Here is a 24,293-nt window from a genome sequence, read left to right as displayed (position 1 = left end):
GCGTGCCGCGAACCGGGTCGACTCTGATACACTCTGCGACAACGACTTCACTAGTTTTTGTCAGCAGGTACTCTTGATGAGCCAAGCAACGAACCAATCCTGGGGTGGCCGCTTCAGCGAGCCTACCGACGCCTTCGTCGCCCGCTTCACTGCCTCCGTGACCTTCGACCAGCGCTTGGCCGGCCAGGACATTCAGGGCTCGATCGCTCACGCCACGATGCTGGCCCGCGTCGGCGTGCTCAGCGACGAGGAGCGCGACGCCATCATCGACGGCCTGACCGAGATCCGGGGCGAGATTGAGCGCGGCGAGTTCGAGTGGTCGGTGCCGCTTGAAGACGTGCATATGAACATCGAGGCGCGGCTGACCCAGAAGATCGGCATCACCGGCAAGAAGCTGCACACCGGGCGCTCGCGCAACGACCAGGTTGCGACCGATATCCGCCTTTTCATGCGCGACGCCATCGACTCGATCGACTCAGAGCTTTCGCGGCTGCGCGAAGGCATGATTGGTTTGGCTGAGCGCGAAGCGGACACCATCATGCCCGGCTTCACTCACCTGCAGACCGCCCAGCCGGTCACCTTCGGCCACCATTTATTGGCCTGGCAGGAGATGCTCGCCCGCGACCACGAGCGCCTGCTCGACACCCGCAAGCGGGTCAACGTGATGCCGCTGGGGGCGGCGGCGCTGGCCGGCACCACCTATCCGATCGATCGCCACGTCACCGCGGAGCTTCTGGGCTTCGATCGCCCGGCGGAAAACTCGCTCGACGCGGTGTCGGATCGCGACTTCGCCATCGAATTCACCAGCTTCGCCAGCATTCTCTTGATGCACCTGTCGCGCATGAGCGAGGAGCTGGTGCTCTGGACCAGCGCCCAGTTCGACTTCATCGACCTGCCGGATCGCTTCTGCACCGGCTCCTCGATCATGCCGCAGAAGAAGAACCCGGACGTGCCGGAGCTGGTTCGCGGCAAGACTGGCCGCGTTTACGGCCACCTGATGAGTCTGCTCACGCTGATGAAGTCCCAGCCGCTGGCCTACAACAAGGACAATCAGGAGGACAAGGAGCCCTTGTTCGACGCCGTCGATACGGTGCTGGATTGTCTCAAGGCCTTCGCCGACATGGTGCCCGCCATCGAGCCGAAAAAAGAGAGTATGCTTGAGGCCGCTCGGCGCGGCTTCTCCACGGCGACGGATCTGGCGGATTATCTGGTGCGTAAGGGCGTGGCCTTCCGCGACGCCCACGAGATCGTCGGCCAGTCGGTAGCCTTCGGCCTGAAGGAGAAGAAGGATCTCTCCGAGATGACCCTTGAGGAGCTCAAGCAGTTCTCCGACACCATCGAGGCGGACGTCTTCGAGGTATTGACGCTCGAAGGCTCGGTGGCCGCGCGCAATCACATCGGCGGCACCGCGCCGGATCAGGTGCGCGCCGCGGCGAGCCGGGCGCTCGAGGCGCTCAAGGCGCACCGGGAGGCGAAATGAAGGCGCTCGCCCTGATCGCGCTGGCGGTACTTTTGCTGGCCGGCTGCGGCCAGAAGGGCCCGCTTTATCTACCGGACGATAACGCCCCGACCGCCGCCGAGGAGTCCTGATGGATCACTTCAACTACCGTGACGGCGTGCTGTTCGCCGAGGACGTGCCGCTCACGCGCATCGCCGACGACATTGGCACGCCCTGCTACGTCTACTCGAAGGCCACGTTAACGCGCCACTTTCGCGCCTACACCGAGGCGCTCGGTGGCCACCCACACCTGATCTGCTACGCGGTGAAGGCCAACTCGAATCTTGCGGTGCTGGGGCTTCTGGCAAGCCTCGGCGCGGGCTTCGACATCGTCTCCGTGGGTGAACTCGAGCGCGTACTCAAGGCCGGCGGCGACCCGAAGAAAGTGGTCTTCTCCGGTGTGGCCAAGCGGCGCGACGAGATGGTTCGTGCGCTGGAGGTCGGCATCAAGTGCTTCAACGTCGAGTCCACGCCGGAGCTCGAGCGTCTGAACGCGGTGGCCGAAGAGCTTGGCGTGGTGGCGCCGGTGTCGCTTCGCGTCAATCCGGACGTCGATGCGGGTACCCACCCGTATATCTCCACCGGGCTCAAGGACAACAAGTTCGGCATCGCCGTGGATGACGCCTTCGAGGCCTACGCGCTCGCTTTTGATCTGCCGAACCTGGCGATCAAGGGACTCGATTGCCACATCGGCTCGCAGCTCACCGAAACCGCGCCGTTTCTCGACGCCCTCGAGCGGCTTCTGGTGCTGATGGAGCGGCTTCGCGAGCGCGGCATCGAGATCGAGCATTTGGATCTTGGCGGCGGCCTCGGCGTGCCCTACCGCGACGAGACTCCGCCCCAGCCCTTCGACTACGCAAGCCAGCTGCTCGCGCGCCTTTCCCGCTGGGAAGGTGGCGAGAAGCTGACGCTCTTGTTCGAGCCCGGCCGCTCGATTGCCGCCAACGCCGGGGTGATGCTCACTCGGGTCGAGTTCTTGAAGCCCGGCGAGACGAAGAACTTCGCCATCGTCGATGCGGCGATGAACGATCTGATTCGCCCGGCGCTCTATCAGGCCTGGCAGGCGATCGTCCGGGTCGATACCCGCGAGGCGCGCGAAAGTGCCGTGTATGACGTGGTCGGCCCGGTGTGCGAAACCGGCGATTTTCTCGGCAAGGAGCGCGAGCTCGCCATCGCCGCAAGCGACTTGCTCGCGGTGCGCTCCGCCGGGGCTTACGGTTTCGTCATGGCGTCGAACTACAACAGCCGCCCGCGGCCTGCCGAAGTGATGGTCGACGGCGACCGCGTACACGTGGTGCGCGCCCGGGAAACCCTCGAGCAGCTCTGGGCCGGCGAGACGCTTTTGCCGGACGAGGCGAACTGATGCTTCTGCACTTCACCAAGATGCATGGCCTGGGCAACGACTTCATGGTGGTCGACCTGGTCACCCAGCGCGCCCGCCTGACCGACGAGGTGGTGGCGCAGCTTGCCGATCGGCGCTTCGGCATCGGCTTTGATCAGCTTCTGGTGGTCGAGCCGCCCCGCGACCCGGACATGGACTTTCGCTACCGTATCTTCAACGCCGACGGCAGCGAAGTGGAGAACTGCGGCAACGGCGCGCGCTGCTTTGCCCGCTTCGTGCGCGAGCAGCGCCTGACCCACAAGGATGAGATCCGCGTGGAAACCGCCGGCGGGCCGCTCACGCTGCAGGTGCAAAACGACGGCCAGGTGCGGGTCGACATGGGCAAGCCGCGCTTCGAGCCGGCCGCGCTGCCTTTTGACGCCCCGGCGGATGCGCTGCTGCACACCATCGAGGTCGAGGGCGAGTCGCTTTCGATCGGCGCGGTGTCGATGGGCAACCCCCACGCGGTGCTGACCGTGGAGAGCGTCGAGCGTGCGCCGGTCGAGCGGGTGGGCCCGCTGCTCGAGGCGCACCCGCGCTTTCCCCGCCGGGTCAACGTCGGTTTCATGCAGGTGGACTCCAAAAGCGAGATTCGCCTGCGCGTTTACGAGCGCGGCAGCGGCGAAACGCTCGCCTGCGGCACCGGCGCCTGCGCGGCGGTGGCCAGCGGCATTCGCCAGGGGCTTTTGCAGAGCCCGGTGACGGTGCACCTGCCCGGCGGGCGGTTGACCATCGAATGGCCCGGCGAGCAGGAATCGCTCATCATGGTCGGGCCGGCCACGCGCGTGTTCGATGGCCGCGTGACGCTCAACTAAACCAGGGAGAACGGTGATGTCGCAAGCCCCGGAGCCCCGCAAGACGCTCGACCCGGATCAGGTAGCGTTCTGGCTCGCTCGTCATCCGGACTTTTTCGTTGGTCGCGAAGGGCTGTTACAGCAGCTCAAGGTGCCCCACCCGAACATCGACGGCGCCGTGTCACTGCTCGAGCGGCTGGTGCTCGATCTGCGCCACCGTGCGCAGAGCGCCGAAGGCCGCCTCGATCATCTGCTGGAAACCGCGCGACACAACGAGGCCCAGTACCGGCGCCTGCGCGAGACGCTGCTTGCGCTGATCGAGGCCGAGGACCGCGACGCCCTGGCCCAGGCGCTGGCGACCCAGCTCAGCGAACGTTTCGACACCCCGGCGATGGCGCTCTGGTGCCCCTCGAGTGTCAGCGACGAGGAGCCCACCCCACCCCAGCCGCCGCGCCACGTGCTCGATCAGCACGCCACGACGCGCTTGACCGCGCTGCTGGACGGCCGCACCAGCCGCTGCGCTAAACTCAGCGTCAGCGACTGGAAGCGCCTGGTGCCCCACGCCAAGGCGCCGCGCAAAGCGGGGTCGTGTGCGATTTCGCGGCTGTCGGCGGGTGAGCCGATGGGCTACCTGGTGCTGGCGAGCCCGGACGCCGAGTGCTACCGCGCGAGTATGGATACGCTGTTCACCGAGTACCTGGGCGATATTGTCGCCAGGCTGTTGCTGCGCCTGGGCCACCGTGGCTAGCCTAACGGCGGCGATCGAGGCGTATCTGGCGAAGCTCGCCGAGCGCGCAAGCCCCGCCACCGTGGCCGGCTACCGCCAGGACTTGGCCGCCTTCGCCCGCTTTGCCGAAGGCCGCGGGGTGGAGGACGCCGAGCGGCTGGACGCACCGCTTGCCCGCGCCTTTCTCGGCGCCGAGCGTAGCCGTGGCCTGGCGCCGAAAAGCCTGGCCCGGCGGCGCGCCGCGCTTTCGCGCTTCGCCGATGCGCTGGCAGGTCAGGGCGTGCTCGCCGACAACCCGGTGCGGCTGGTGCGCACGCCCAAACAGCCGAGCCACCTGCCACGCCCGCTCGACGTCGATAGCCTGGCGCGCTTTCTCGATACCCCGCACGACGACTCGCCGCTTTCGCTGCGCGACCAGGCGATGCTGGAGCTTTTCTACTCCAGCGGCCTGCGCCTGGCGGAGCTGGCCGCCCTCGACCTTGATCACCTGAGCGCCGGCCACGTGCGGGTGCTGGGCAAGGGCGGCAAGCCCCGCCAGGTACCGGTCGGAGCGCGGGCGCGGGCGGCGCTCGGGCGCTGGCACGCCTGCCGCGCGGGGCTTGCTACCGAGGCGGAGCCGGCGCTGTTCGTCGGGATCCGGGGTCGGCGCCTTGGCCACCGCGCGATCCAGAAGCGCCTCGCCGTGCTTGCCGTCGAGCGCGGCTTGCCGGAGCACCTGCACCCGCACCGGCTTCGCCACTCCTTCGCCAGCCATCTGCTGGAGTCGAGTCAGGATCTGCGCGCGGTGCAGGAGCTTCTCGGCCACGCCAATCTCTCCACCACGCAGATTTACACCCGGCTCGACTGGCAGCATCTTTCGCAAAGCTACGACGCTGCCCACCCCCGCGCCAAACGCCGCCCCCGGAGCGAGCCATGACCGAAACAAGAGCCGAGCTGAAAGCGATCACCTTCGATCTCGACGATACCCTCTGGGACAACCAGGGCGTGATGCTCGCTACCGAGCAGGGCCACTACCAGTGGCTTCTGGCAGCGCTCGACGACTGGCGCCGAACGCGCGGAGAAAGCGCGCTAACGCTTTCGCTGGACGGCGGGCTGGCCGATTATCTCGAGCGCCGCCAGGCGCTCGCCAGGGCCACGCCCGAGCGGCGCGGCGACTTTACCTGGCTGCGCCTGCGCGCGCTGGAAGCGCAGCTCGAGGCGGCGGGGCTTGGCCGCAGTGCGGCGATTCTCTGGGCGGGGGCGGCGATGAACGAGTTTCACCGGCTGCGCGTGCAGGTCACCCCGCACGCGGAAGCCCCCGAGATTCTCGAGGCGCTCGGCCAGCGCTACCGGCTGGCCGCGATCACCAACGGCAATATTCACTTGAAGCGCCAGCCCCTGGCGGCCTACTTTTCCGTCGCCGTGGCCGCCGGCGAGCTGTTCACCCCCAAGCCCGACCCCCACGCCTTCCTGCACGTGCTCGAACGCCTCGAGGTGGCGCCGGAGAACGCCATGCACGTGGGGGATTCCTGGGAGGAGGACGTACTGCCGGCCAGTGCCCTTGGCATGCACGCAGTATGGATCGCTCCTGAGGGCGATCGAGCGCTGCCGGAGCGGGTATACCGCATCGATCACATTCGCCGGCTACCGGCGCTCATCGAGCGGCTGGGTCGGTAAGCAGCGGGTCAGGCGGGCTCGGGGGCGTCTAGCCAGCGGTCCAGGGTCTGGCACAGCGTCGTTACGCCGTCGCGCTTGAGCGAAGAAAAGAGCTGCACCGTGACCAGGTCTTCCCACTCGACGAGCCGCGAGCGCACTTTCTGCAGCGCCGCGCTCGCCGGGCCGCGTTTGAGCTTGTCCGCCTTGGTCAGCAGGATGTGCACCGGCAGACCGCGCTGATCGGCTACGTCCAGAAGCGTCAAGTCGAACTCGGTGAGCGGGTGGCGCACGTCCATCAACAGTACCACGCCCTTCAGGCTCAAGCGATCCATCAGGTACTCGGAAAGGTGGCGCTGCCACTCGAGCTTGACCGCTTCCGGCACCTTGGCGTAGCCGTAGCCGGGCAGGTCCACCATGCGCCTGGCCGGGTCGTTCATCAGGCTGAAGAAGTTGATCAACTGGGTGCGCCCGGGGGTGCGCGAGGTGCGCGCCAGCGCCTTTTGCTGGGTCAGCGCGTTGATGGCGCTGGATTTACCCGCGTTGGAGCGCCCGGCGAAAGCGACTTCCGCGCCGGTGTCGTCGGGGCAGAGCGCCAGTTTGGGCGCGCTGATCATGAAGCGGGCGGTGGCGTAATTGAGACGTTGGCTGAGGCGTGGGCTGAGAGGCGCGCTTTCGCGATCTTGAGTCGACATGAAAAGGTCCTGAATACGGGTGTCACATACCAAGGCTACCCTGATGCAGTCGATGGCGGAGCGCGACGGTGGCGGCCTTCAAGCCACAGGCGGGATTCGTTACACTTGATCAGCCGGGTAGGCTTGCCCAAAAGGCGCTAGTGTAACATCGCAATAAACCGCTTGCCCGGGAACCGGTTAACCGCTTTGATAGTCATAGCCTCGGTCCACTTTGGAGAGATTTCATAATGTTTAAAGTATTCGCGGCGGCGTTGGCCGGTCTTGCTCTTTCTGCCACTGCCACTGCCAGCGCCCAGGAGGTGGTGGAAGGTCAGGATTACACCCTGCTGGAAAACCCGGTCGCCACCGTTGCCGACGACGATCATATCGAAGTCACCGAAGTGTTCTGGTTCGGTTGCCCGCACTGCTATGCCCTGCAGGACACCGTTGAGCAGTGGTATCCAACCCTCGATGACGACGTCGAGATCGTCAAGATGCCCGCCACCATGGGCGGCAACTGGAATACCCACGCCACCGCCTTCTACGCCGCCGAGTCGCTGGGAATCGAAGGGGAGCTGCACAGGGACTTCTTCGATGCGATCCACCAGGATGGCCAGACGCTGACCGACGAGGACGACATCGCCGCTTTCTTCGCCAACTACGGCGTCAGTGAAGACGAGGCCAAAAAGGCGCTCAACGCCTTCCCGGTACGCAGCGAAACCAACCGCGCCCATAGCCGTATGCGTGAAATGCGCCTGATGGGCGTGCCGGCGCTAGTGGTCGATGGCCGCTACGTGATCACCCCCAGCACCGCTGGAGGCCTCGAGAACATGCCGGTCGTTGCCGAGGCGCTGATCGAACAGGTACGCAGCGAGCGCGCCGAGTAATCGTGTCGAGCTTTTCGACCGGTGATGCGCCGCGCCAGGCGCCGAGCTCGCTCTGGGAAAGCGGTACGCTGAGGCTTCTGACCTTCAACCTGCAGGTGGGTATTCAAACCTCGGCGTACCACCACTATCTGACCCGCAGCTGGCAGCACCTGCTGCCCCATCCGCGCCGGGTGAAACGCCTGGACGTCATGGGGGGCGTGCTCGGCAAGTTCGACGTGGTGGGCTTGCAGGAGGTCGATGGCGGCAGCTTTCGCTCCAGCCGCATCAATCAGGTGGAGTACCTGGCCGCCCAGGCCGGGTTTCCCCACCACTTTCAGCAGCTCAACCGCAATCTCGGGCGCATCGCCCAGCACAGCAACGGCGTGCTCTCGAAGCTCACGCCGAGTCGCATCGAGGAGCACCGCCTGCCCGGTACCCGCGGGCGCGGGGCGATTCACGTGCGTTTTGGCAACGGCCCCGATGCGCTGCATATCTTCGTCGCGCACCTGGCGCTAAGTCACCGGGGGCGCGTGCGCCAGCTCGACTACCTGAGCGACATCATCGCGCCGCTTCGCCACGTGGTGGTGATGGGCGATCTCAACTGCACGCCGGACCAGCTTCACGCCCACGAGCGTTTCAGCGCTTCGCTGCCGCTGCATCCGGTCAAGCCGCTTCTGAGCTATCCCTCCTGGCAGCCACGCCGGGCGCTCGATCATATTCTGCTTTCGCAGACGCTCGAGGCCGCCGAGGTCAACGTGCTCGATCACCTGTTCTCGGATCACCTGCCGGTGGCGGTCGATCTGCCGCTGCCTTCCGCCTGCCTTGCCGCGCTGAAAGAGACTTGCGGCGGCTGATCATCATCGGCTTGCGAGCGCTATAGCGTCCGATTCGCGGCCATTGGCCGATAAAAACGCGGTAAAAACGCCTGAATGGCCGGTGTTCGGCCCCTGGGGGATGACGTAGGCCGTGGAATCGGCGATCATTTCGGGTCGTTTCTTGAAGGCAGGGCACCCCCATGCGCGCAAACTCTCGTGAGCCGCGGCTTCTGCGCTGGCTCGATGGGCTGACCGAAGGCGTCGGACGAGCGATCGCCTGGCTCATCATCATCATGATGCTGTTGCAGTTCGCCATCGTGGTGATGCGCTATCTGGTCGGCACCAACAGTATCGTCATGCAGGAATCGGTGATGTACATGCACGCCGCCGTGTTCATGCTCGGCGCGGCCTGGACGCTCAAGCACGACGGCCATGTGCGGGTGGACATCTTCTACCGCAAGCTCTCGAGTCGGGCACGGGCCTGGATCGACCTGCTCGGTACGCTGTTTCTGCTGATACCGGTATCGCTGTTCATCGCCATCGGCAGCTTTCACTACGTGCTGTCGAGCTGGCACATCCTGGAGCGTTCGCCCAACGGCGGCATTCCGGCGGTCTACCTGCTGAAAACGCTGATTCTGGTGATGGTGGCGCTGTTGCTGCTTCAGGCCGTCGCCCAGCTGATACGCCAGGCGCTGATCATCCGCGGGCGGCTGTCCAACCCTACCCATGAGCACGAGGAGGTCGTCTAGTGGCCGTCATACTGGACTTCATGCCGCTGGTGCTTTTCGCCGCCGTGTGCGGCGTGCTGATGCTGGGCTACCCGGTGGCGCTGTCGCTGGCCGGCACGGCGCTCGCCTTCGCCGGTATCGGCTACGCGCTCACCTCTCTGGGCGTCGACGTACCCTTCGAGCCGCACATGATGGGGGCGATGCCCAACCGCCTCTACGGCATCATGACCAACTCGACGCTTCTGGCGGTGCCGCTGTTCGTGTTGATGGGCGTGCTGCTGGAGAAATCCCGCGTCGCCGAGACGCTGCTCGACGCCATGGCGATGGCCTTTGGCTCGCTGCGCGGTGGTCTGGGGCTTTCGGTGATCATCGTTGGCATGCTGCTGGCAGCCTCTACCGGCATCGTGGGGGCCACCGTGGTCACCATGGGACTTCTATCGCTGCCGACCATGTTGAAGCGCGGCTACTCACCGGCGCTTGCCACCGGCACCATCTGCGCCACGGGGACGCTGGGTCAGATTATTCCGCCGTCGATCGCGCTGGTGCTGCTGGGCGACGTACTTTCCAACGCCTATCAGCAGGCGCAGCTATCGATGGGCGTATGGAGCCCGAAGACGCTTTCGATCGGCGATCTGTTCATCGGCGCGCTGGTGCCCGGGCTGATCCTGGTCGTCGCCTACATCGTTTATCTACTGGTGCTGGCGTGGTGGAGGCCCGCCTCGGCGCCGGCGGTAGACCGTGAGGAGCTCAAGGCGGAGCTTAACCATAAAGGCTCGATCTGGCCGCTGCTGCTCAAGGGGCTGGTGCCGCCGGTGCTTCTGATCGTGGCGGTGCTGGGCTCGATTCTCGGCGGCTTCGCAACGCCCACCGAGGCCTCCGCCGTGGGCGCCTTCGGCGCGCTGGTGCTGGCGGCGGCCAACCGGCGGCTGAGCTTCACCATGCTCAAGGAGACGCTCTACTCCACCGCCCAGGTCACCAGCATGGTGTTTCTGATTCTGATCGGCGCGGCGCTGTTTTCGCTGGTGTTTCGCGCCTACGGAGGCGAGGAACTGGTCACGGCGCTGTTCGAGTCGATGCCCGGCGGGGTGGTCGGCGCGACGATCATCGTCATGCTGGTGATCTTTCTACTCGGCTTCATTCTCGATTTCATCGAGATCACCTTCGTGGTGGTGCCAATCGTCGGGCCGGTGCTGCTGGCCATGGGGGTCGATCCGATCTGGCTCGGCATCATGATTGCGGTGAATCTGCAAACCTCGTTTCTGACCCCGCCGTTCGGCTTTGCGCTGTTCTACCTGCGCGGCGTGACGCCGCCAAGCGTGCCCACCTCGGCGATCTACAAGGGCGTGATTCCGTTCATTCTGCTGCAGCTTGGTATGCTGCTGGCGCTGTCGCTGTTTCCGGGCATCGCCACCTGGCTTCCCTCCTTGATGTAAGAGGTGATCATGGCTGATATCCCCAGGGTTCTGACCATCGCCGGCTCCGACCCTTCCGGCGGCGCTGGGCTTCAGGGCGACCTGAAGACGTTTTCGGCGCTCGGCGTCTACGCCACCAACGTAATCACCGCGGTGATCGCCCAGAACACCTGCGGCGTTGCCCGGGTGGAGCCGGTCTCCCCGGAGATGATTCGCGCGCAGCTCGAAAACCTTCTGGAAGACGTCGAGATCGACGCGGTGAAGATCGGCATGGTGGCGAGCCGCGAGGTCGCCGAGGTGATTGCCGACGTGCTGAGCGCGTATCGACCGCGCTGGATCGTGCTCGACCCGGTAATGGTCGCCAAGAGCGGCGACATTCTGGTCGACGACGAAGGCATTCGCGCGGTGCGCGACGTGCTGGTACCGCTGGCCCACGTCATCACCCCGAACCTGCCCGAGGCCGCGGTGCTGCTCGACACCGCCGCACCGCAAACGCCAGGCGAAATGGAGGCGATGCTGCCGGGGCTCGCGGCGCTCGGCGCGCCCTACGCGGTGCTCAAGGGCGGGCATTTGACCGGCGAAACCTGCCCGGATCTGCTGGTTACGCCCTTCGAGCACGCCTGGCTCCCCGCCTCGCGCATCAATACGGACAACCTGCACGGCACCGGCTGCGCGCTCTCCTCGGCGGTGGCGGCGTGTCTGGCCAGGCTGCCGCCAGGTGCTGCCGAGCACGCCCCGGTCGAGGCGATCCGTGAGGCCAAGCGCTGGCTACACGAGGCGCTGGCGGCCAGCGAGCGTCTCGAGGTGGGCCAGGGGCGCGGGCCGGTGCACCACTTTCATCGCTGGTGGTAGTGCCATGAAGGCCTTGATTCAGCGCGTCACTCACGCCGAGGTGCGGGTCGAAGGGGAGAGCATCGGTGCCATCGAGCACGGGCTTCTGGCGCTGATCGGCGTCGAGCGCGGCGATAGCGAAACGGACGCGCAGAAGCTTCTGCACAAACTCCTTCACTACCGGGTATTCAGCGACGCCGAGGGCAAAATGAACCACAATCTTCAGCAGGTCGATGGCGGGCTGCTGCTGGTGTCCCAGTTCACCCTGGCGGCGGATACCCGCAAGGGGCTGCGCCCGGGCTTCTCCAGCGCCGCCGCGCCCGCAGAGGGCGAGCGGCTGTTCGACTATCTGGTTGGCCAGGCAAAAGCGGCCTGGCCCAGGATCGAAACTGGCCGCTTCGGTGCCGACATGCAGGTTCGGCTCACCAACGACGGGCCGGTCACCTTCATGCTCGAAAGCCGCTAGCGCTCACCTTCGAGGATTTCGGCCTCCATGGCCTCCAGCGCCTCTTCGGCGGCGAGCCACTGCTGCTCGGCGCTCTCCAGGCGCTCCTTCGCGCGCGCCTGCTCGGCCAGTGCCTCGGTCAGCTCCGCCTTGCGCGCCGGGTCGGTATAGAGTTCGGCATCGGCCAAGCGCTCTTCCAGCTTTTCCAGCGCCGTCTGGGCGGTTTCCATCGTTTTTTCAGCCTGGTCGCGCGCCTTCTTTTGCGGGCGCAGCTTTTCTCGCAGCGCCGCGGCGGCCTTGCGCGAGGCCTTGCGATCTGGCGAGCCCTGGCTCTGGCGCTCGTTTTTCTCGCTGCGCTCCTCGCGCCGGCTCTCCTCCAGGCGCGCCTTCAGCCAGGCGCGGTAGTCGTCCAGGTCGCCGTCGAAGGGCTCGACCCGGTGATCCGCCACGCGCCAGAACTCATCCACCGTGGCGCGCAGCAGGTGGCGGTCGTGTGAGACCAGAATCACCGTGCCCTCGAAGGCCGACAGCGCCTGGGTCAGCGCTTCGCGCATCTCCAGGTCCAGGTGGTTGGTGGGCTCGTCGAGCAGCAGAAGGTTCGGCTTTTGCCAGGCCACCAGCGCAAGCGCCAGGCGCGCCTTTTCACCGCCGGAGAAGTGGGCGACCGTGGCGAAGGCGTCGTCGCCCTTGAAGCCGAAGCCGCCAAGAAAGTTGCGAATCTCCTGGTCGCTGGCGGTAGGGGAGAGGCGCTGCACGTGCACGAAAGGGCTCGCGGAAACGTCGAGCCCTTCAAGCTGGTGCTGGGCGAAGTAGCCGATGGCCAGATGCTCGCCGGCCACCCGTTTACCGCCCAAAAGCTCGAGCTCGCCGGTCAGTGATTTGATCAGCGTCGACTTGCCGGCGCCGTTGGGGCCGAGCAGGCCGATGCGGCTGCCCGGCAGCAGCGTCAGGTTGACACCGTCGAGCTGGACCTTTTCGCCCTTCTCGCCCGAGTAGCCGAGTTTGGCCTGATCGAGCACCAAAAGCGGGTGCGAGGTCTTGTCGGCGGCGGGCAGGGTGAAGTGAAAGGGCGAGTCGACGTGGGCCACGGCGATCTCTTCCATGCGCTCGAGCATCTTCACCCGGCTCTGGGCCTGGCGCGCCTTGGTCGCCTTGGCCTTGAAGCGGGCGACGAAGCGCTCTATCTCCTCGCGACGCGCCTGCTGCTTGGCGGCCTCGGCCTGCTGGAGGGCGAGCTTTTCGGCGCGGGTGCGCTCGAAGCGCGAGTAGTTGCCGCGGTAGAGCTCCACATCCTGATGGTGCATGTGAACGATGTGATCGCACACCGCGTCGAGAAAGTCGCGATCGTGGGAGATCAAAAGCAGCGTGCCCGGGTAGCGCGCCAGCCAGTTCTCAAGCCATAAAAGCGCGTCGAGGTCCAGGTGGTTGGTCGGCTCGTCGAGCAGCAGCAGGTCAGAGGGCATGAACAGCGTGCGCGCCAGGTTGACCCGCATGCGCCAGCCGCCGGAGAAGCTCGAAAGCGGCTGGGTCAGATTCGCCTGCAAAAAGCCAAGGCCGACAAGCAGCTGGGCAGCGCGGGCCTCGGCGGTGTAGCCATCGAGGGTTTCGATCAGCCCGTGAAGCTCCGCTTCGCGGTGTGCCTCGCCACTTTCCCGGGCGGCAGCAAGATCTCTCTGAGCCTGGCGCAGGGCAACGTCGCCATCCTGCACGTACTCGATGATCGGGCGATCCAGCGCCTCGACCTCCTGGGCCATGTGCGCCACGCGCTGACCGCCGCTCATCTCGATGTCGCCCTGGTCCGGGCCCAGCTCGCCCAGAATCAGCTTGAAAAGGCTCGACTTGCCGGCACCGTTGGCGCCGATGATGCCCGCCTTGACGCCGCCGTGAAGGGTCAGGTCGGCCCTGTTTAACAGCGTTTGCGTGCCCCGTTGCAGGGCCACCTGGCGCAGTGCGATCATGCTTTCTCCCGGATGAGGCTTGGTAATGAGCGATTCTAACCGATCGAGGCGCCTGGAGCAGACACCGCTTTGGGATTTCGCCTGTGCGTTCTACGCCGATGACGAAGCGGCCGCGGCGTGCCTGACGCTGCAGGACGAGGCCGGCGTCGACGTCTGCGAGCTTTTGTTTCACGTTTGGCTCTATCGCCACCGTTTAATGGCGCAGCCGGCGGCGCTCGAAAAAGAGCGTGAGGCGCGAAACCGCTGGCAGCAGGGCGTGACGCAAACGCTTCGCGCGCTGCGCCGCGACCTCAAGGAGCAGGCGCGCGCCAGCGAGTCGGTTCACAAGCTGCGTGAGACGATCAAGTGCGCGGAACTTGCCGCCGAGCGTGAAAACCTGGCCGCCTGGCAGGTGTTTGCCTTGGGTGGTAGAAAAGGTGAAACAGTGCTCGAAACGCTGTCGGTTACGCCGCAGGATGTCGCACTTTGGCTGCGAAATCGGCTGTGTTTGCCGAATTTTAGCGGCCACTCCCTCTTGATTGCGGAGCAGAGCGAAAGCGTTGAAAGCGCCTGGCAGCTGATCGCGAGCCGCCTTGATTCTTCGACCCCGGCGCGCTAGCCTCAAATTAAGCTATTTTTGAATAACGCGTGGTGATGGGGGCTTAAGGTGCTCGCTTTCAAGCCATACCCGCTTTCAAACATGGCGGGTAAGGCATCAACCTCTGCGCCGGCCGTTATCTGAAAATGGGTTCTTTGCGCATCACGTTTGACGCGCTTACCAATCGAAGGGGAACACTGCATGAAGGCTAACAAGGCTTTATCAACGCGTTCGGTAACGTCCAAACTGCTGACCACGGCGAGCGTCGGCGCGCTGATGTTCGGCTTGAGCGCCGCCGCCCAAGCGGATAACTGGCGTTACGCCCACGAAGAGTACGAAGGCGACGTCCAGGACGTCTTCGCCCAGGAATTCAAGAACTACATCGAAGAGAATTCCGACCACACCGTTCAGGTCTACCGCTTTGGCGAGCTCGGCGAGTCCGACGACATCATGGAGCAGACGCAAAACGGAATCCTCCAGTTCGTCAACCAGTCGCCCGGCTTTACCGGTGCGCTGATTCCCGAAGCGCAAATCTTCTTCATCCCGTATCTGCTGCCTACCGATGAAGAAACCGTGCTGACGTTCTTCGACGAAAGCGACGCGATCAACGAGATGTTCCCGGAGCTTTACGCCGAGCAGGGCCTCGAGCTTCTGCAGATGTACCCGGAAGGCGAAATGGTGATCACCACCGACGAGCCGATCAGCTCGCCGGAGGACATGAACAACAAGAAAATCCGCACCATGACCAACCCGCTGCTCTCCGAGACCTACAGCGCGTTTGGCGCCACGCCGACACCGCTGCCCTGGGGTGAGGTGTACGGCGGTCTGCAGACCGGCATTCTCGATGGTCAGGAAAACCCGATTTTCTGGATCGAGTCCGGTGGTCTTTATGAGGTATCGCCGCACCTGACCTTTACCGGTCACGGCTGGTTCACCACCGCCATGATGGCCAACCAGGATTTCTACGACGGTCTTTCCGAAGAGGACCAACAGCTGGTTCAGGACGCGACCGAAGCCGCCTACGAGCACACCATGGAGCACATTCAGGGCCTGGCCGAAGATGCGCTGGCGAAAATTCAGGAAGCATCTGACGAAGTCACGGTCACGCGCCTGAACGACGAGCAGATCGAAGCCTTCCGCGAGCGCGCCCCCCAGGTCGAGCAGGCATTCCTCGAGATGACCGGCGAGCGCGGTGCCGAGCTGCTCGAGCAGTTCAAGGCCGATCTCGAAGCCGTCGAAGGGGAGTCGTCCTCCAATAGCGAATCGTAAAGCGCCGGTCGTTCTGCAACGACACCCGCGCGTTGAAGAGAGGGCAGCTACGGCTGCCCTTTTTAGTGTTGGAGGTTAGTGCTAGAGGTTAGTGCTAGAGGTTAGTGCTAGAGGTTAGTGCCAGAGGCCGGTTCGCCGCGTGGACAGCGTGCCTGCCATCGATCGACGATTCTTACCACCACGTTTACCCGATTCAAGGAGAAGCACCCATGACCGACGAGGAAGCCGAAGCCAACTATCACTCGGGGTTACCCGGCGTACTGGGGGTGATCGACACCGCAATTAGCAAAATCGAGGCCGTCATTCTGGCGTTAGGGGTTTTGCTAATGGCGTTGAACACGGTCATCAACGTCATCGCTCGCTTCGTGTTCGGCAACAGCATCATGTTCTCGGGCGAGCTCAACCGCATACTCATCATCATGATCACCTTCGCCGGTATCGGCTACGCTGCGCGCCACGGACGTCACATTCGTATGTCGGCGATCTACGACGCGCTGCCGGTGGGCGGGCGCCGCGCGCTGATGATCGTCATTTCGCTGTTCACCTCGCTGGTGATGTTCTTTCTGCTCTACTACTCGATGATCTATATCCTCGATCTTTACAGCAAGGGCCGGGTGCTGCCGGCAATGAGCCTACCGGTCTGGATGATCTACGTCTGGGTGCCAATAGGCTTTCTGATCACCGGCATTCAATATCTTCTGACCGCGATCAAGAACATGACGAGTCATGACGTCTACCTCTCCACTGGCGTGGTCGACGGCTACAAGGATACCGAAACGGAAGTTTAACCAGAACAACGCAGGTTTAGGGGAACACTATGACGACGATAATGGTAGTGACCATGATCGCCCTGCTGTTGCTGGGCTTTCCCATGATGGTGCCGCTGATCACCGCTGCGGTGATCGGCTTTTACATGATGTTCAACGGCTTCGGCCAGATGGATACGCTGATTCAGCAGATGCTGGCGGGGATTCGTCCGGCCTCATTGATCGCCGTACCCATGTTCATTCTCGCCGCCGATATCATGACCCGGGGCCAGTCGGCCAACCGGCTGATCGACATGGTCATGTCGTTCATTGGCCATATCAAGGGCGGGCTCGCGGTGAGCACCGCCGCGTCGTGCACGCTGTTCGGCGCGGTGTCGGGCTCCACCCAGGCCACGGTGGTGGCGGTGGGCTCACCGCTGCGCCCGAAGATGCTCAAGGCGGGCTATTCCGACTCCTTCACCCTGGCGCTGATCATCAACGCCAGCGACATCGCCTTTCTGATTCCGCCGAGTATCGGCATGATCATCTACGGGGTGATCTCCGGCACCTCGATCGGTGAGCTGTTCATCGCCGGTATCGGGCCGGGGCTTTTGATTCTGTTCATGTTCTCGGCGTACTGCATCGTTTACGCGATCGTCAAGGACGTGCCCACCGAGGCGCGCGCGAGCTGGAAAACCCGCGCCATTGCGGTCAAGGACGCACTCTGGCCGCTGGGTTTTCCGGTCATCATCGTCGGCGGTATCTACGGCGGGGTGTTCAGCCCCACCGAAGCGGCGGCGGCCTGCGTGCTCTACGCGATCCTTCTCGAGTTCGTGGTGTTTCGCTCGCTGAAGATGAGCGATATCTACGCCATCGCCAAGTCCACCGGCCTGATTACCGCGGTAGTCTTCATTCTGGTCGGGGTGGGCAACGGCTTCTCCTGGATCATCTCCTTCGCCCAGATCCCCCAGGCAATTCTCGAGGCGGTGGGCGTCAACGAAGCCGGTCCGACCGGGGTGCTGATCGCGATCTGCGTGTCGTTTTTCATCGCCTGCATGTTCGTCGACCCGATCGTGGTGATTCTGGTGCTCACGCCGATCTTTGCCCCGGCGATCGCCGCTACCGGCCTCGATCCGGTATTGGTCGGGATTCTGATCACGCTGCAGGTCGCTATCGGCTCGGCGACGCCACCCTTCGGCTGCGATATTTTTACCGCTATCGCAATCTTCAAGCGCCCTTATTGGGACGTGATCAAGGGCACGCCGCCGTTCATCCTCATTCTGGTGCTGGCCGCGGCGCTTTTGATCATGTTCCCGCAGATCGCGCTGTTTCTACGCGACGTCGCCTTTCGCTAGCCAAGCGGGCCGGGGAGCCCCGGCCCGATTCAAGGAGAATAACGCATGTTTCACCGTATTCTGATCCCGGTGGACGGCTCCAAAGGGGCGATGAAGGCGCTGGAAAAGGCGGTGAGCCTTCATCTTCTCACCGGCTCGGAGCTTTACCTTTTGTGCGTGTTCAAGCACCACAGCTTGCTCGAGGCGTCGCTTTCGATGGTGCGCCCGAGCCGGCTCGACATTCCCGACGACGCGCTCAAGGAGTACGCTACCGAGATCGCGCTATACGCCAAGACCCACGCGGTAGAGCTGGGCGCGGATGAAAGCCGGGTGCGCGCCTTCGTCAAGGGCGGGCGGCCGTCACGCACCATCGTGCGTTTCGCGCGAAAGCGCGAGTGCGACTTGACCGTGATTGGTGCTCAGGGCACCAACGGCGACAAGAACCTTTTGCTGGGCAGCGTATCCCAGCGGGTGGCGGGGGCATCGCACTGCCCGACCCTGGTGGTGTAATCTAAACCTTTGACGCAATAGCGGGTCCAAAGCGTACGTAGGGTCTTGAAAGTCTGAGTACTGATTGAGTGCCGATCAAGGCCCGTCAGCATGACCGTGACACAGAATCGACAGCCGGCGCACAGCGTCTTGAGGAAGGTTTCAACATGAAAGCAATGGTCTCTACCACGTTCAAAACCGCGGCTCTGACCGGGCTTCTGCTGGCCGCGCCGTTTGCCGCCGCCCAGCCGGAAACCGATGAGCAGCGCCTGGCCTACAGCCTGGGCGTGACCCTGGGCGAAAGCATGCAGGCGGATATCGAGGATCTCGATATCGATACCTTTTCCGACGGCATGCGCGACGTCTTCGAAGGCAACGAGCTGGCGCTTTCTGAAGAGGAGATGATGGAGACGCTGGTCGCCTTCCAGCAGCGCTCGATGCAGGAGCGTGAAGAAGAAGCGGCGGAAATCGCCGAGATGAATCAACAGGAAGGCGAGGAGTACCTGGCCGAGAACGCCGAGCGTGACGGTGTGGAAGTCACCGAGTCCGGCCTACAGTACGAAGTGCTCGAGTCCGGCGACGGCGAATCCCCCGGCCCCGAGGACACTGTCGAGGTGAACTATGAAGGCATGCTGCTCGACGGCACCGTATTCGATAGCTCCTTCGAGCGTGGCGAGTCGGTCACCTTCCAGGTCAACCAGGTGATCGAAGGCTGGCAGGAGGCGCTGCAGATGATGAGCGTCGGCGACAGCTGGATGATCTACATTCCCTCCGAGCTTGCCTACGGTGAGAACGGCCAGGGCCCTATCGGCCCCAACGAGATGCTCACCTTCCGGGTCGAGCTTCTCGGCATCGAGTAAGCATGGCCTCGCGCCTTGCCTGTACACTGCGCCGCCTTTGGGCGGCGCTTTTGTTGCTTGAAGGCGCGAGCGTCCAGGCCTCGCCAGCAGCGCTGCCGGCACTCGAAAGCGACGGCGCCAGCGTCGTCGGGGTCTCTTCCGGCGGCTACATGGCGGCCCAGCTCGCCGTAGCCTGGCCCGAACGCTTTAACGGCGTGGGCGTGGTCGCCGCCGGGCCCTGGGGCTGCTCTCAGGGGGCGCTGAGTCTGGCGCTCAACCAGTGCATGAACACCACGCGGGGGCTGCCCTCGCTCGAAGCGCTCGACGAGCGTTTGGCGCGCTATTGGCAGGAGGATCTGGTCGGCAGTCACGAAGCGCTGAGCTCGCTTCGCGTGTATGTCAGCCACGGCGATGACGATGATGTTATTGCCCCGGAGCTTGGGGCGCTGGCGGCGCGCCAGTGGCGCCGCTGGACCGCCGAGTCGCAGGTACGCTACGCGCCAGGCCCTCAGGGCCACGGCTGGCCGGTGCGGCTTGAAGACGAGGCCGAAGTGGGGCCTTACGCGCTCGGCGGCTGCCGCCAGGGCGGGGGCAGCTTCGTACTCGCCTGCAATGACGACATGGCTACAGAGCTGCTCGACTGGCTCTACCCCGAGCGCGAAAGCGCCCCTTCACCCGGTGAACTCACCGCTTTCGACCAGACCGAGTTCGCCGCCCGAGGGCTAGCGGATGCCGGCTACGTGTTCATTCCCGAGCAGTGCCGCGAGCACGCCTGCCCGGTGACGCTGGCGCTGCACGGCTGCCAGATGAGCGTCGATGCGATCGGCGACGTATTCGTTCGCCACTCAGGGCTCAACCGCTGGGCGGCCGAACACGGTCAAATAGTGCTCTACCCCCAGGCCGAAAGCAGCCTGGTCAACCCCCAAGGGTGCTGGGACTGGTGGGGCTACGCCGAGAGCGCTTTGCAGCTCAACCCGCCATTCGATACTCGCGAAGGCGCTCAGATTCGCGCGCTGATCGCCATGCTCGATCGGCTCGAGGCGAGCGCCGAATGACGCTCCAACTCTGGAGTGAAGCGCTAGCTCTTGCGCGACAGCTCGCGCTCCAGCGCCGACACCAGCGCCGACGGTGTGGGCGAGTAGAGCACCTGCTCCAGAATCTCCCCTTCACGGTCGACCAGAAAAAGCCCCGCGGTGTGATCGACGGTGTACGCCAGGCGCGAGTCCGGCGACTCGACCCGCTGCCACACCACGCCGTAGCGCTCGGCCACGTCCGCAAGCTCCCCGGGGGAGCCGACCAGGCCCACGAACTCGCTGCCGAACGCCTCCATGTACTCGCGCATTCGCGCCAGGGTGTCCCGTTCGAGATCCACCGTGACCATCACCGGGACGATGCGCTCGCGGGTGGCCTCGTCGAACTGTTCCAGCGCCTGGCGCTTGATGGCCAGCGTGATCGGACAGACGTCGGGGCAGTACGTATAGCCAAACGTCACCACCGCGATCTGATCCTCATCGAGGTTGGCAAGCGAGAAGGCGCCGTCGGTCGAGGCCATGGCGATCGGCCCGCCGCGCGGGCCTTCGGCCTTGCGCTCACCGGTAGCGAAAAACGCCACCGCGCCGAGCGCGACCAGCGCTAGAAGCGCGGTCAGAAGCACGCCCGTGCGTGTTTTTATCCGTGTCTGCATGGCTAACTCCGGGTAACATCGAAATCGAACCAGCTGCCGATCTTGCCCTGGGGTGTGGTCAGGATGACCCGCGCGCGCCAAGCCATCACCGCCTGGGTACACAGCCCGACCTGGCCCTGGCCGTTGAAGTGGCCAGGGGCGGTGGCGACCAGATCGAAGCGGTGACGGCCCATCTCCATGTCGCGGCCGACGAACTCGACGCTTGCCAGGCTCGCCTTCGCCCCCTTGACGGTCACTTCGAGGGGCAAAACGCTCAGCGCCTGGATGGCGCCCTCGGTGTCCACCGCGAAGTGAAGCTCGATACCCTCGGCGTGGGCCGAGCAGGGGCCTTCGGCGAGCTGGCAGCCGGGGTCCGGGGCGAACCAGGTGATCGTTTCCTCACCGCGCAGCCAGCTCTGCAGACCGTACACCAGGCACGCCATCAGCGCCAGGGCGGTGATCAGCATGAGCACGTTGAGCACCGGAAAGCCGCTCGAGGCTTTCGATGAGGTTGGCTTGTTCATGGCAAACGCGTCACGATACGCCTCGCGTCCAGAAGAAACGATGAATGGGTGAAGAGTGGGTGCATGGTAGCAGCAAACGCGCCTTGAACGAGCGGCCAGGATGTCGCACGTGCCGGCGCCGGACCAAGGAGAACCAATGAACAGTATCGCCGGCGCCCTGGGGCCGCTTTTTCTTTTGATTCTACTGGGCGCGGCCATCGGCTACCGGCGCTGGCCGAGCAGCGAGTTCTGGCTGCAGATGGAGAAGCTGATCTACTTTCTGCTCTTTCCCGCCATGCTGGTGGCGACGTTGGCCACCGCCGATGTCAGCCAGGTGCCGGTGGCTCGGCTTGCCGGCGTGCTGCTCGTTGCGATTGCGCTTTTGACGCTGCTCCTCTGGTGGCTGCGGGCGTGGCTTTCGCTCCAGGCGCCGGCGTTCACCTCGATCTTCCAGGGGGCGATTCGCTTCAACACCTACGTTGGCGTGGCCGGCGCCGGTGCGCTTCACGGAAGCGCCGGGGTCACCACCGCCGCGGTGGCGGTAGCGGTCATGGTGCCGGTGGTCAATATTCTCTGCGTGGCGAGCTTCATCAAGGCCGGTACCCTCGGCCAGGCGAGCCTTCGCCACAGCGCGCTGACGCTTTTGAAGAATCCGCTGATTCTGGCCTGCCTGGCGGGGATCTTTTTGAACCTGACCGGCATCGGACTGCCCGGCTGGAGTGAAAGTGCCGCCGAGCTCCTGGGCCGCGCGGCGCTGCCGCTGGGGCTGGTGGCGGTGGGCGTGGCGCTGCGCCCGGCGGCGCTATTGCGCCTGGACCGCGGCACCGTGACCACCAACGTCGCCAAGCTCGCGCTGATGCCGGTCATCGTGCTGGCTCTTGCGTGGCTTTGCGGGCTGGACCCGCTAAGCCGCGACGTGGCGCTGTTGTTCGCCGCCCTGCCCACCGCGACCTCGGCCTACATCCTCGCCCGCCAGCTCGGCGGCGACGCGGAGCTGATGGCGGCGATCATTACCGGGCAGACGCTGCTGGCCATGCTGACGCTGCCGTTTTGGCTGAAGCTGGTGGCAGGATAAAAATAAATAAAAAGCATTCGCATTCGTGTTGACGGATTAAATGAGAATGATTATATTGTTCTTGCTGGCGTTTGATGAGACGTCACGACCACGGCAGCGGGCTTTTTCTGTCATGGTTTCTCCCTCTCATTGCTAGTCACGGTCTTTTGCCACTCCTCTGGAGTGGCTTTCTTTTTTTTGGCCTTCCGAAAATTTCTACGCGCTTACAGCCCCGTGGGCGGGTGCACATTGTCTAGACTCAATCGACACTTGATACGCGAGTGCGTCCTTCATGGCCCATAAAAAGCCTCATCTGCCGACCAAAACCTGCCCCGTCTGCCAGAAGCTTTTCGCCTGGCGCAAGAAGTGGGCGCGGGACTGGGACAACGTCGTCTACTGCTCCGAGCGCTGCCGCCGCCGAGGCGTTTAGCGTTCAAAACGAAAAAGCCGCCCGGAAAGGCGGCCTTGAGTGCAGGTAAGGGGTTAGCCTTTCTTGCGGTAGATCAGATCCCACACGCCGTGGCCGAGCTTCTCGCCGCGGGCTTCGAACTTGGTCAGCGGGCGAAAGCTCGGGCGCGGTACAAACGGCGCGGTGTCGGCGTCTGCGGTGTTTTCGTAGCCAGGCGCTGCTTCCATCACCTCGGCCATCCACTCGGCGTAGGCTTCCCAGTCGGTGGCCATGTGGAAGGTGCCGTTAGGTGCCAGCCGCGTGCGGATCAGCTCCACAAACGCAGGCTGCACGATGCGCCGCTTGTGATGCTTCTTTTTCGGCCAGGGGTCGGGGAAAAAGAGCTGCACGGTGTCGATGGACCCCTGCGGCAGGCACTCCTCCAATACCCTCAAGGCGTCCTCGCGGTAGACGCGCAGGTTAGTGAGCCCCAGTTTGTCCGCTTCGTCGAGCAGCTTGCCCACCCCTGGCGCATGCACTTCAATGCCGATGAAGTCAGTCTCCGGGTGGTTTTTGGCCTGTTCGATCAGTGAGTTGCCCATGCCGAAGCCGATCTCGACCACGCACGGCGCATGGCGCCCGAACAGGGCATAAAGATCCTGGGGGCCGTCTTCGAGGCTCAAACCCAGCCGCGGCCAGACGTCCTCGAGACCGCGGGTCTGGGCCGGTGTCATGCGGCCGGCGCGGATCACGTAGCTTTTGATGCCGCGACGGTGAAGGGGGGCGTCCTGACTTTCCGGACCGGTGGTCGCGGTGTCGGCGTTCGGTGTAGCGTTTTTCTCGGTCATGGTGTCTCGGGTCGTTACATCGAATCAGCCGTTGATACGGCCGGCAAAAGGGGTAGACGGATCGGCGGCTGCCCGGCGCGCCATGCGCCCGGCCAGAAACGCCTCGCGCCCGGCCTCGACGGCGAGCTTCATGGCGCGGGCCATGCGCAGCGGCTCACGGGCGTGGGCGATGGCGGAGTTGAGCAGCACGCCATCGCAGCCGAGTTCCATGGCGATCGCCGCTTCCGACGCGGTGCCAATCCCGGCGTCCACCAGCACCGGCACGCTCGACTGCTCGATGATCAGGCGCACGTTGTAGGGGTTCTGGATGCCGTGACCGGAGCCGATCAAGGACCCCAGCGGCATGATCGCGCAGCAGCCGATCGCCTCGAGCTCGCGGGCGACGATCGGGTCGTCGCTGGTGTAGACCATCACGTCGAAGCCGTCGTCGATCAGCGTCTTCGCCGCGCTCAGGGTCTCGACCACGTTGGGGTAGAGCGTGGTCTCGTCACCCAGCACCTCGAGCTTGACCAGATTGTGGCCGTCGAGCAGTTCCCGGGCGAGTCGGCAGGTGCGCACCGCGTCCTTCGCGGTATAGCAGCCGGCGGTATTGGGCAAGAGTGTATAGCGGCTCGGCGAAATCACGTCGAGCAGGTTCGGCTCGCCCGCGTTCTGGCCCAGGTTGGTGCGGCGCACGGCGAAGGTGACGACGTCGGCACCGCTTTCGGCGACCGCCTCGCCGGTCTCGGTCATGTCCTTGTACTTGCCGGTACCGACCAGAAGGCGCGAGGCAAAGGTGCGCCCGGCGACGGTGAACGGCGTATCGTTAAGCTGTGTCATCAA

The 24,293-nt window shown here is 64.4% G+C and carries 28 protein-coding genes; 22 read left to right on the top strand and 6 right to left on the bottom strand.

From position 1 onward, the window contains the following. Window positions 1-76 precede the first annotated feature (76 nt). From argH to ACGK9R_RS11995, 7 genes are read left to right on the top strand one after another with little or no spacing between them, the layout of a single operon-like run. Window positions 77-1,480 carry an argininosuccinate lyase gene (gene argH, locus ACGK9R_RS12025; protein ID WP_394581557.1) on the top strand — a complete coding sequence of 468 codons (1,404 nt, stop codon included), beginning with the start codon at window positions 77-79 and terminating at the stop codon, window positions 1,478-1,480. Beyond that, complete coding sequence (locus ACGK9R_RS12020; protein WP_394581556.1) at window positions 1,477-1,590, top strand: lipoprotein; 114 nt, start codon at window positions 1,477-1,479, stop codon at window positions 1,588-1,590. Before argH ends, ACGK9R_RS12020 begins: the two co-directional genes overlap by 4 nt. Continuing rightward, on the top strand, window positions 1,590-2,861 hold the full coding sequence (gene lysA / locus ACGK9R_RS12015) for a diaminopimelate decarboxylase (RefSeq protein WP_394581554.1): 1,272 nt from the start codon (window positions 1,590-1,592) through the stop codon (window positions 2,859-2,861). The genes ACGK9R_RS12020 and lysA overlap by 1 nt, the downstream gene beginning before the upstream one ends. Continuing rightward, complete coding sequence (gene dapF, locus ACGK9R_RS12010; protein ID WP_394581552.1) at window positions 2,861-3,694, top strand: diaminopimelate epimerase; 834 nt, start codon at window positions 2,861-2,863, stop codon at window positions 3,692-3,694. The genes lysA and dapF overlap by 1 nt, the downstream gene beginning before the upstream one ends. 16 nt (window positions 3,695-3,710) lie before the next feature. After that, complete coding sequence (locus tag ACGK9R_RS12005) at window positions 3,711-4,421, top strand: DUF484 family protein (protein WP_394581550.1); 711 nt, start codon at window positions 3,711-3,713, stop codon at window positions 4,419-4,421. Then, on the top strand, window positions 4,414-5,316 hold the full coding sequence (locus ACGK9R_RS12000; RefSeq protein WP_394581549.1) for a tyrosine recombinase XerC: 903 nt from the start codon (window positions 4,414-4,416) through the stop codon (window positions 5,314-5,316). The genes ACGK9R_RS12005 and ACGK9R_RS12000 overlap by 8 nt, the downstream gene beginning before the upstream one ends. Beyond that, the gene (locus ACGK9R_RS11995) at window positions 5,313-6,056 is read left to right on the top strand and encodes an HAD family hydrolase (protein ID WP_394581547.1); all 744 of its coding nucleotides are present in this window, start codon (window positions 5,313-5,315) and stop codon (window positions 6,054-6,056) included. Before ACGK9R_RS12000 ends, ACGK9R_RS11995 begins: the two co-directional genes overlap by 4 nt. 8 nt (window positions 6,057-6,064) lie before the next feature. Here ACGK9R_RS11995 and yihA read toward each other — a convergent pair whose 3' ends face one another. Beyond that, window positions 6,065-6,727, bottom strand: a complete 663-nt coding sequence (gene yihA, locus ACGK9R_RS11990) for a ribosome biogenesis GTP-binding protein YihA/YsxC (protein ID WP_394581546.1) — start codon at window positions 6,725-6,727, stop codon at window positions 6,065-6,067. Between the two features lie 227 nt (window positions 6,728-6,954). On the opposite strand from yihA, the gene ACGK9R_RS11985 reads away from it, so the two are divergent. From ACGK9R_RS11985 to dtd, 6 genes are all read left to right on the top strand, one after another. After that, window positions 6,955-7,593, top strand: a complete 639-nt coding sequence (locus tag ACGK9R_RS11985) for a thiol:disulfide interchange protein DsbA/DsbL (protein WP_394581544.1) — start codon at window positions 6,955-6,957, stop codon at window positions 7,591-7,593. 2 nt (window positions 7,594-7,595) lie between these two features. Next, on the top strand, window positions 7,596-8,426 hold the full coding sequence (locus ACGK9R_RS11980; protein WP_394581542.1) for an endonuclease/exonuclease/phosphatase family protein: 831 nt from the start codon (window positions 7,596-7,598) through the stop codon (window positions 8,424-8,426). A gap of 161 nt (window positions 8,427-8,587) precedes the next feature. Next, window positions 8,588-9,136, top strand: a complete 549-nt coding sequence (locus tag ACGK9R_RS11975; protein ID WP_394581541.1) for a TRAP transporter small permease subunit — start codon at window positions 8,588-8,590, stop codon at window positions 9,134-9,136. An 8-nt stretch (window positions 9,137-9,144) separates the two neighbouring features. Then, window positions 9,145-10,548, top strand: coding sequence for a TRAP transporter large permease subunit (locus ACGK9R_RS11970; RefSeq protein WP_394581637.1), 1,404 nt, complete (start codon window positions 9,145-9,147; stop codon window positions 10,546-10,548). A 9-nt stretch (window positions 10,549-10,557) separates the two neighbouring features. After that, window positions 10,558-11,379, top strand: a complete 822-nt coding sequence (gene thiD, locus ACGK9R_RS11965; RefSeq protein WP_394581540.1) for a bifunctional hydroxymethylpyrimidine kinase/phosphomethylpyrimidine kinase — start codon at window positions 10,558-10,560, stop codon at window positions 11,377-11,379. A 4-nt stretch (window positions 11,380-11,383) separates the two neighbouring features. Next, on the top strand, window positions 11,384-11,824 hold the full coding sequence (gene dtd / locus ACGK9R_RS11960) for a D-aminoacyl-tRNA deacylase (protein ID WP_394581538.1): 441 nt from the start codon (window positions 11,384-11,386) through the stop codon (window positions 11,822-11,824). Here the strand turns inward: dtd and ACGK9R_RS11955 are convergent. Further along, a complete protein-coding gene (locus ACGK9R_RS11955; protein ID WP_394581536.1) occupies window positions 11,821-13,761 on the bottom strand; it encodes an ABC-F family ATP-binding cassette domain-containing protein in 1,941 nt (646 codons plus the stop codon). The two genes, dtd and ACGK9R_RS11955, sit on opposite strands and share 4 nt — an antisense overlap. A gap of 25 nt (window positions 13,762-13,786) precedes the next feature. On the opposite strand from ACGK9R_RS11955, the gene ACGK9R_RS11950 reads away from it, so the two are divergent. From ACGK9R_RS11950 to ACGK9R_RS11920, 7 genes are all read left to right on the top strand, one after another. After that, window positions 13,787-14,359: a TIGR02444 family protein gene (locus ACGK9R_RS11950; RefSeq protein WP_394581534.1), complete on the top strand. Its 573-nt coding sequence runs from the start codon at window positions 13,787-13,789 to the stop codon at window positions 14,357-14,359. A gap of 180 nt (window positions 14,360-14,539) precedes the next feature. Continuing rightward, complete coding sequence (gene dctP, locus ACGK9R_RS11945; protein WP_394581533.1) at window positions 14,540-15,607, top strand: TRAP transporter substrate-binding protein DctP; 1,068 nt, start codon at window positions 14,540-14,542, stop codon at window positions 15,605-15,607. A gap of 209 nt (window positions 15,608-15,816) precedes the next feature. Continuing rightward, complete coding sequence (locus ACGK9R_RS11940; RefSeq protein ID WP_394581532.1) at window positions 15,817-16,395, top strand: TRAP transporter small permease; 579 nt, start codon at window positions 15,817-15,819, stop codon at window positions 16,393-16,395. 29 nt (window positions 16,396-16,424) lie between these two features. Next, window positions 16,425-17,708, top strand: coding sequence for a TRAP transporter large permease (locus ACGK9R_RS11935; RefSeq protein ID WP_394581530.1), 1,284 nt, complete (start codon window positions 16,425-16,427; stop codon window positions 17,706-17,708). A gap of 45 nt (window positions 17,709-17,753) precedes the next feature. After that, on the top strand, window positions 17,754-18,197 hold the full coding sequence (locus ACGK9R_RS11930) for a universal stress protein (RefSeq protein ID WP_394581528.1): 444 nt from the start codon (window positions 17,754-17,756) through the stop codon (window positions 18,195-18,197). 146 nt (window positions 18,198-18,343) lie between these two features. After that, window positions 18,344-19,036, top strand: a complete 693-nt coding sequence (locus ACGK9R_RS11925) for an FKBP-type peptidyl-prolyl cis-trans isomerase (protein WP_394581527.1) — start codon at window positions 18,344-18,346, stop codon at window positions 19,034-19,036. A 2-nt stretch (window positions 19,037-19,038) separates the two neighbouring features. Then, the gene (locus ACGK9R_RS11920; protein WP_394581525.1) at window positions 19,039-20,070 is read left to right on the top strand and encodes a poly(3-hydroxybutyrate) depolymerase; all 1,032 of its coding nucleotides are present in this window, start codon (window positions 19,039-19,041) and stop codon (window positions 20,068-20,070) included. A gap of 23 nt (window positions 20,071-20,093) precedes the next feature. Here the strand turns inward: ACGK9R_RS11920 and ACGK9R_RS11915 are convergent, their stop codons facing one another. Beyond that, on the bottom strand, window positions 20,094-20,699 hold the full coding sequence (locus ACGK9R_RS11915) for an SCO family protein (RefSeq protein ID WP_394581523.1): 606 nt from the start codon (window positions 20,697-20,699) through the stop codon (window positions 20,094-20,096). Window positions 20,700-20,701: 2 nt separating this feature from the next. Then, window positions 20,702-21,202 (bottom strand): hypothetical protein, encoded by a 501-nt coding sequence (locus tag ACGK9R_RS11910; protein WP_394581521.1) that lies wholly within the window; start codon window positions 21,200-21,202, stop codon window positions 20,702-20,704. Window positions 21,203-21,338: 136 nt separating this feature from the next. Between ACGK9R_RS11910 and ACGK9R_RS11905 the strand changes: the two genes are divergently transcribed. Both ACGK9R_RS11905 and ACGK9R_RS11900 read left to right on the top strand, forming a co-directional pair. Then, a complete protein-coding gene (locus ACGK9R_RS11905) occupies window positions 21,339-22,256 on the top strand; it encodes an AEC family transporter (protein ID WP_394581518.1) in 918 nt (305 codons plus the stop codon). 271 nt (window positions 22,257-22,527) lie between these two features. Then, window positions 22,528-22,665 (top strand): DUF2256 domain-containing protein, encoded by a 138-nt coding sequence (locus ACGK9R_RS11900; protein ID WP_394581516.1) that lies wholly within the window; start codon window positions 22,528-22,530, stop codon window positions 22,663-22,665. Between the two features lie 53 nt (window positions 22,666-22,718). Here ACGK9R_RS11900 and trmB read toward each other — a convergent pair whose 3' ends face one another. Next, entirely contained in the window at window positions 22,719-23,471 is a 753-nt protein-coding gene (gene trmB, locus ACGK9R_RS11895) for a tRNA (guanosine(46)-N7)-methyltransferase TrmB (RefSeq protein ID WP_394581514.1), read from the bottom strand. A gap of 24 nt (window positions 23,472-23,495) precedes the next feature. Further along, window positions 23,496-24,290, bottom strand: a complete 795-nt coding sequence (locus ACGK9R_RS11890; RefSeq protein ID WP_394581512.1) for a thiazole synthase — start codon at window positions 24,288-24,290, stop codon at window positions 23,496-23,498. Between the last annotated feature and the right edge of the window lie 3 nt (window positions 24,291-24,293).

Source organism: Halomonas sp. HNIBRBA4712, assembly GCF_043558675.1.
In the GTDB taxonomy this organism is placed as follows: Bacteria; Pseudomonadota; Gammaproteobacteria; order Pseudomonadales; family Halomonadaceae; genus Vreelandella.
This window is presented reverse-complemented; position numbering and strand designations above follow the sequence as displayed.

Coding starts and splice junctions, on each gene's coding strand:
- argH (WP_394581557.1), top strand. CDS start 77: ATGAGCCAAGCAACGAACCAATCCTGGGGTGGCCGCTTCAGCGAGCCT.
- ACGK9R_RS12020 (WP_394581556.1), top strand. CDS start 1,477: ATGAAGGCGCTCGCCCTGATCGCGCTGGCGGTACTTTTGCTGGCCGGC.
- lysA (WP_394581554.1), top strand. CDS start 1,590: ATGGATCACTTCAACTACCGTGACGGCGTGCTGTTCGCCGAGGACGTG.
- dapF (WP_394581552.1), top strand. CDS start 2,861: ATGCTTCTGCACTTCACCAAGATGCATGGCCTGGGCAACGACTTCATG.
- ACGK9R_RS12005 (WP_394581550.1), top strand. CDS start 3,711: ATGTCGCAAGCCCCGGAGCCCCGCAAGACGCTCGACCCGGATCAGGTA.
- ACGK9R_RS11995 (WP_394581547.1), top strand. CDS start 5,313: ATGACCGAAACAAGAGCCGAGCTGAAAGCGATCACCTTCGATCTCGAC.
- yihA (WP_394581546.1), bottom strand. CDS start 6,727: ATGTCGACTCAAGATCGCGAAAGCGCGCCTCTCAGCCCACGCCTCAGC.
- ACGK9R_RS11985 (WP_394581544.1), top strand. CDS start 6,955: ATGTTTAAAGTATTCGCGGCGGCGTTGGCCGGTCTTGCTCTTTCTGCC.
- ACGK9R_RS11975 (WP_394581541.1), top strand. CDS start 8,588: ATGCGCGCAAACTCTCGTGAGCCGCGGCTTCTGCGCTGGCTCGATGGG.
- thiD (WP_394581540.1), top strand. CDS start 10,558: ATGGCTGATATCCCCAGGGTTCTGACCATCGCCGGCTCCGACCCTTCC.
- dtd (WP_394581538.1), top strand. CDS start 11,384: ATGAAGGCCTTGATTCAGCGCGTCACTCACGCCGAGGTGCGGGTCGAA.
- ACGK9R_RS11955 (WP_394581536.1), bottom strand. CDS start 13,761: ATGATCGCACTGCGCCAGGTGGCCCTGCAACGGGGCACGCAAACGCTG.
- ACGK9R_RS11950 (WP_394581534.1), top strand. CDS start 13,787: ATGAGCGATTCTAACCGATCGAGGCGCCTGGAGCAGACACCGCTTTGG.
- dctP (WP_394581533.1), top strand. CDS start 14,540: ATGAAGGCTAACAAGGCTTTATCAACGCGTTCGGTAACGTCCAAACTG.
- ACGK9R_RS11940 (WP_394581532.1), top strand. CDS start 15,817: ATGACCGACGAGGAAGCCGAAGCCAACTATCACTCGGGGTTACCCGGC.
- ACGK9R_RS11935 (WP_394581530.1), top strand. CDS start 16,425: ATGACGACGATAATGGTAGTGACCATGATCGCCCTGCTGTTGCTGGGC.
- ACGK9R_RS11930 (WP_394581528.1), top strand. CDS start 17,754: ATGTTTCACCGTATTCTGATCCCGGTGGACGGCTCCAAAGGGGCGATG.
- ACGK9R_RS11925 (WP_394581527.1), top strand. CDS start 18,344: ATGAAAGCAATGGTCTCTACCACGTTCAAAACCGCGGCTCTGACCGGG.
- ACGK9R_RS11920 (WP_394581525.1), top strand. CDS start 19,039: ATGGCCTCGCGCCTTGCCTGTACACTGCGCCGCCTTTGGGCGGCGCTT.
- ACGK9R_RS11915 (WP_394581523.1), bottom strand. CDS start 20,699: ATGCAGACACGGATAAAAACACGCACGGGCGTGCTTCTGACCGCGCTT.
- ACGK9R_RS11910 (WP_394581521.1), bottom strand. CDS start 21,202: ATGAACAAGCCAACCTCATCGAAAGCCTCGAGCGGCTTTCCGGTGCTC.
- ACGK9R_RS11905 (WP_394581518.1), top strand. CDS start 21,339: ATGAACAGTATCGCCGGCGCCCTGGGGCCGCTTTTTCTTTTGATTCTA.
- ACGK9R_RS11900 (WP_394581516.1), top strand. CDS start 22,528: ATGGCCCATAAAAAGCCTCATCTGCCGACCAAAACCTGCCCCGTCTGC.
- trmB (WP_394581514.1), bottom strand. CDS start 23,471: ATGACCGAGAAAAACGCTACACCGAACGCCGACACCGCGACCACCGGT.
- ACGK9R_RS11890 (WP_394581512.1), bottom strand. CDS start 24,290: ATGACACAGCTTAACGATACGCCGTTCACCGTCGCCGGGCGCACCTTT.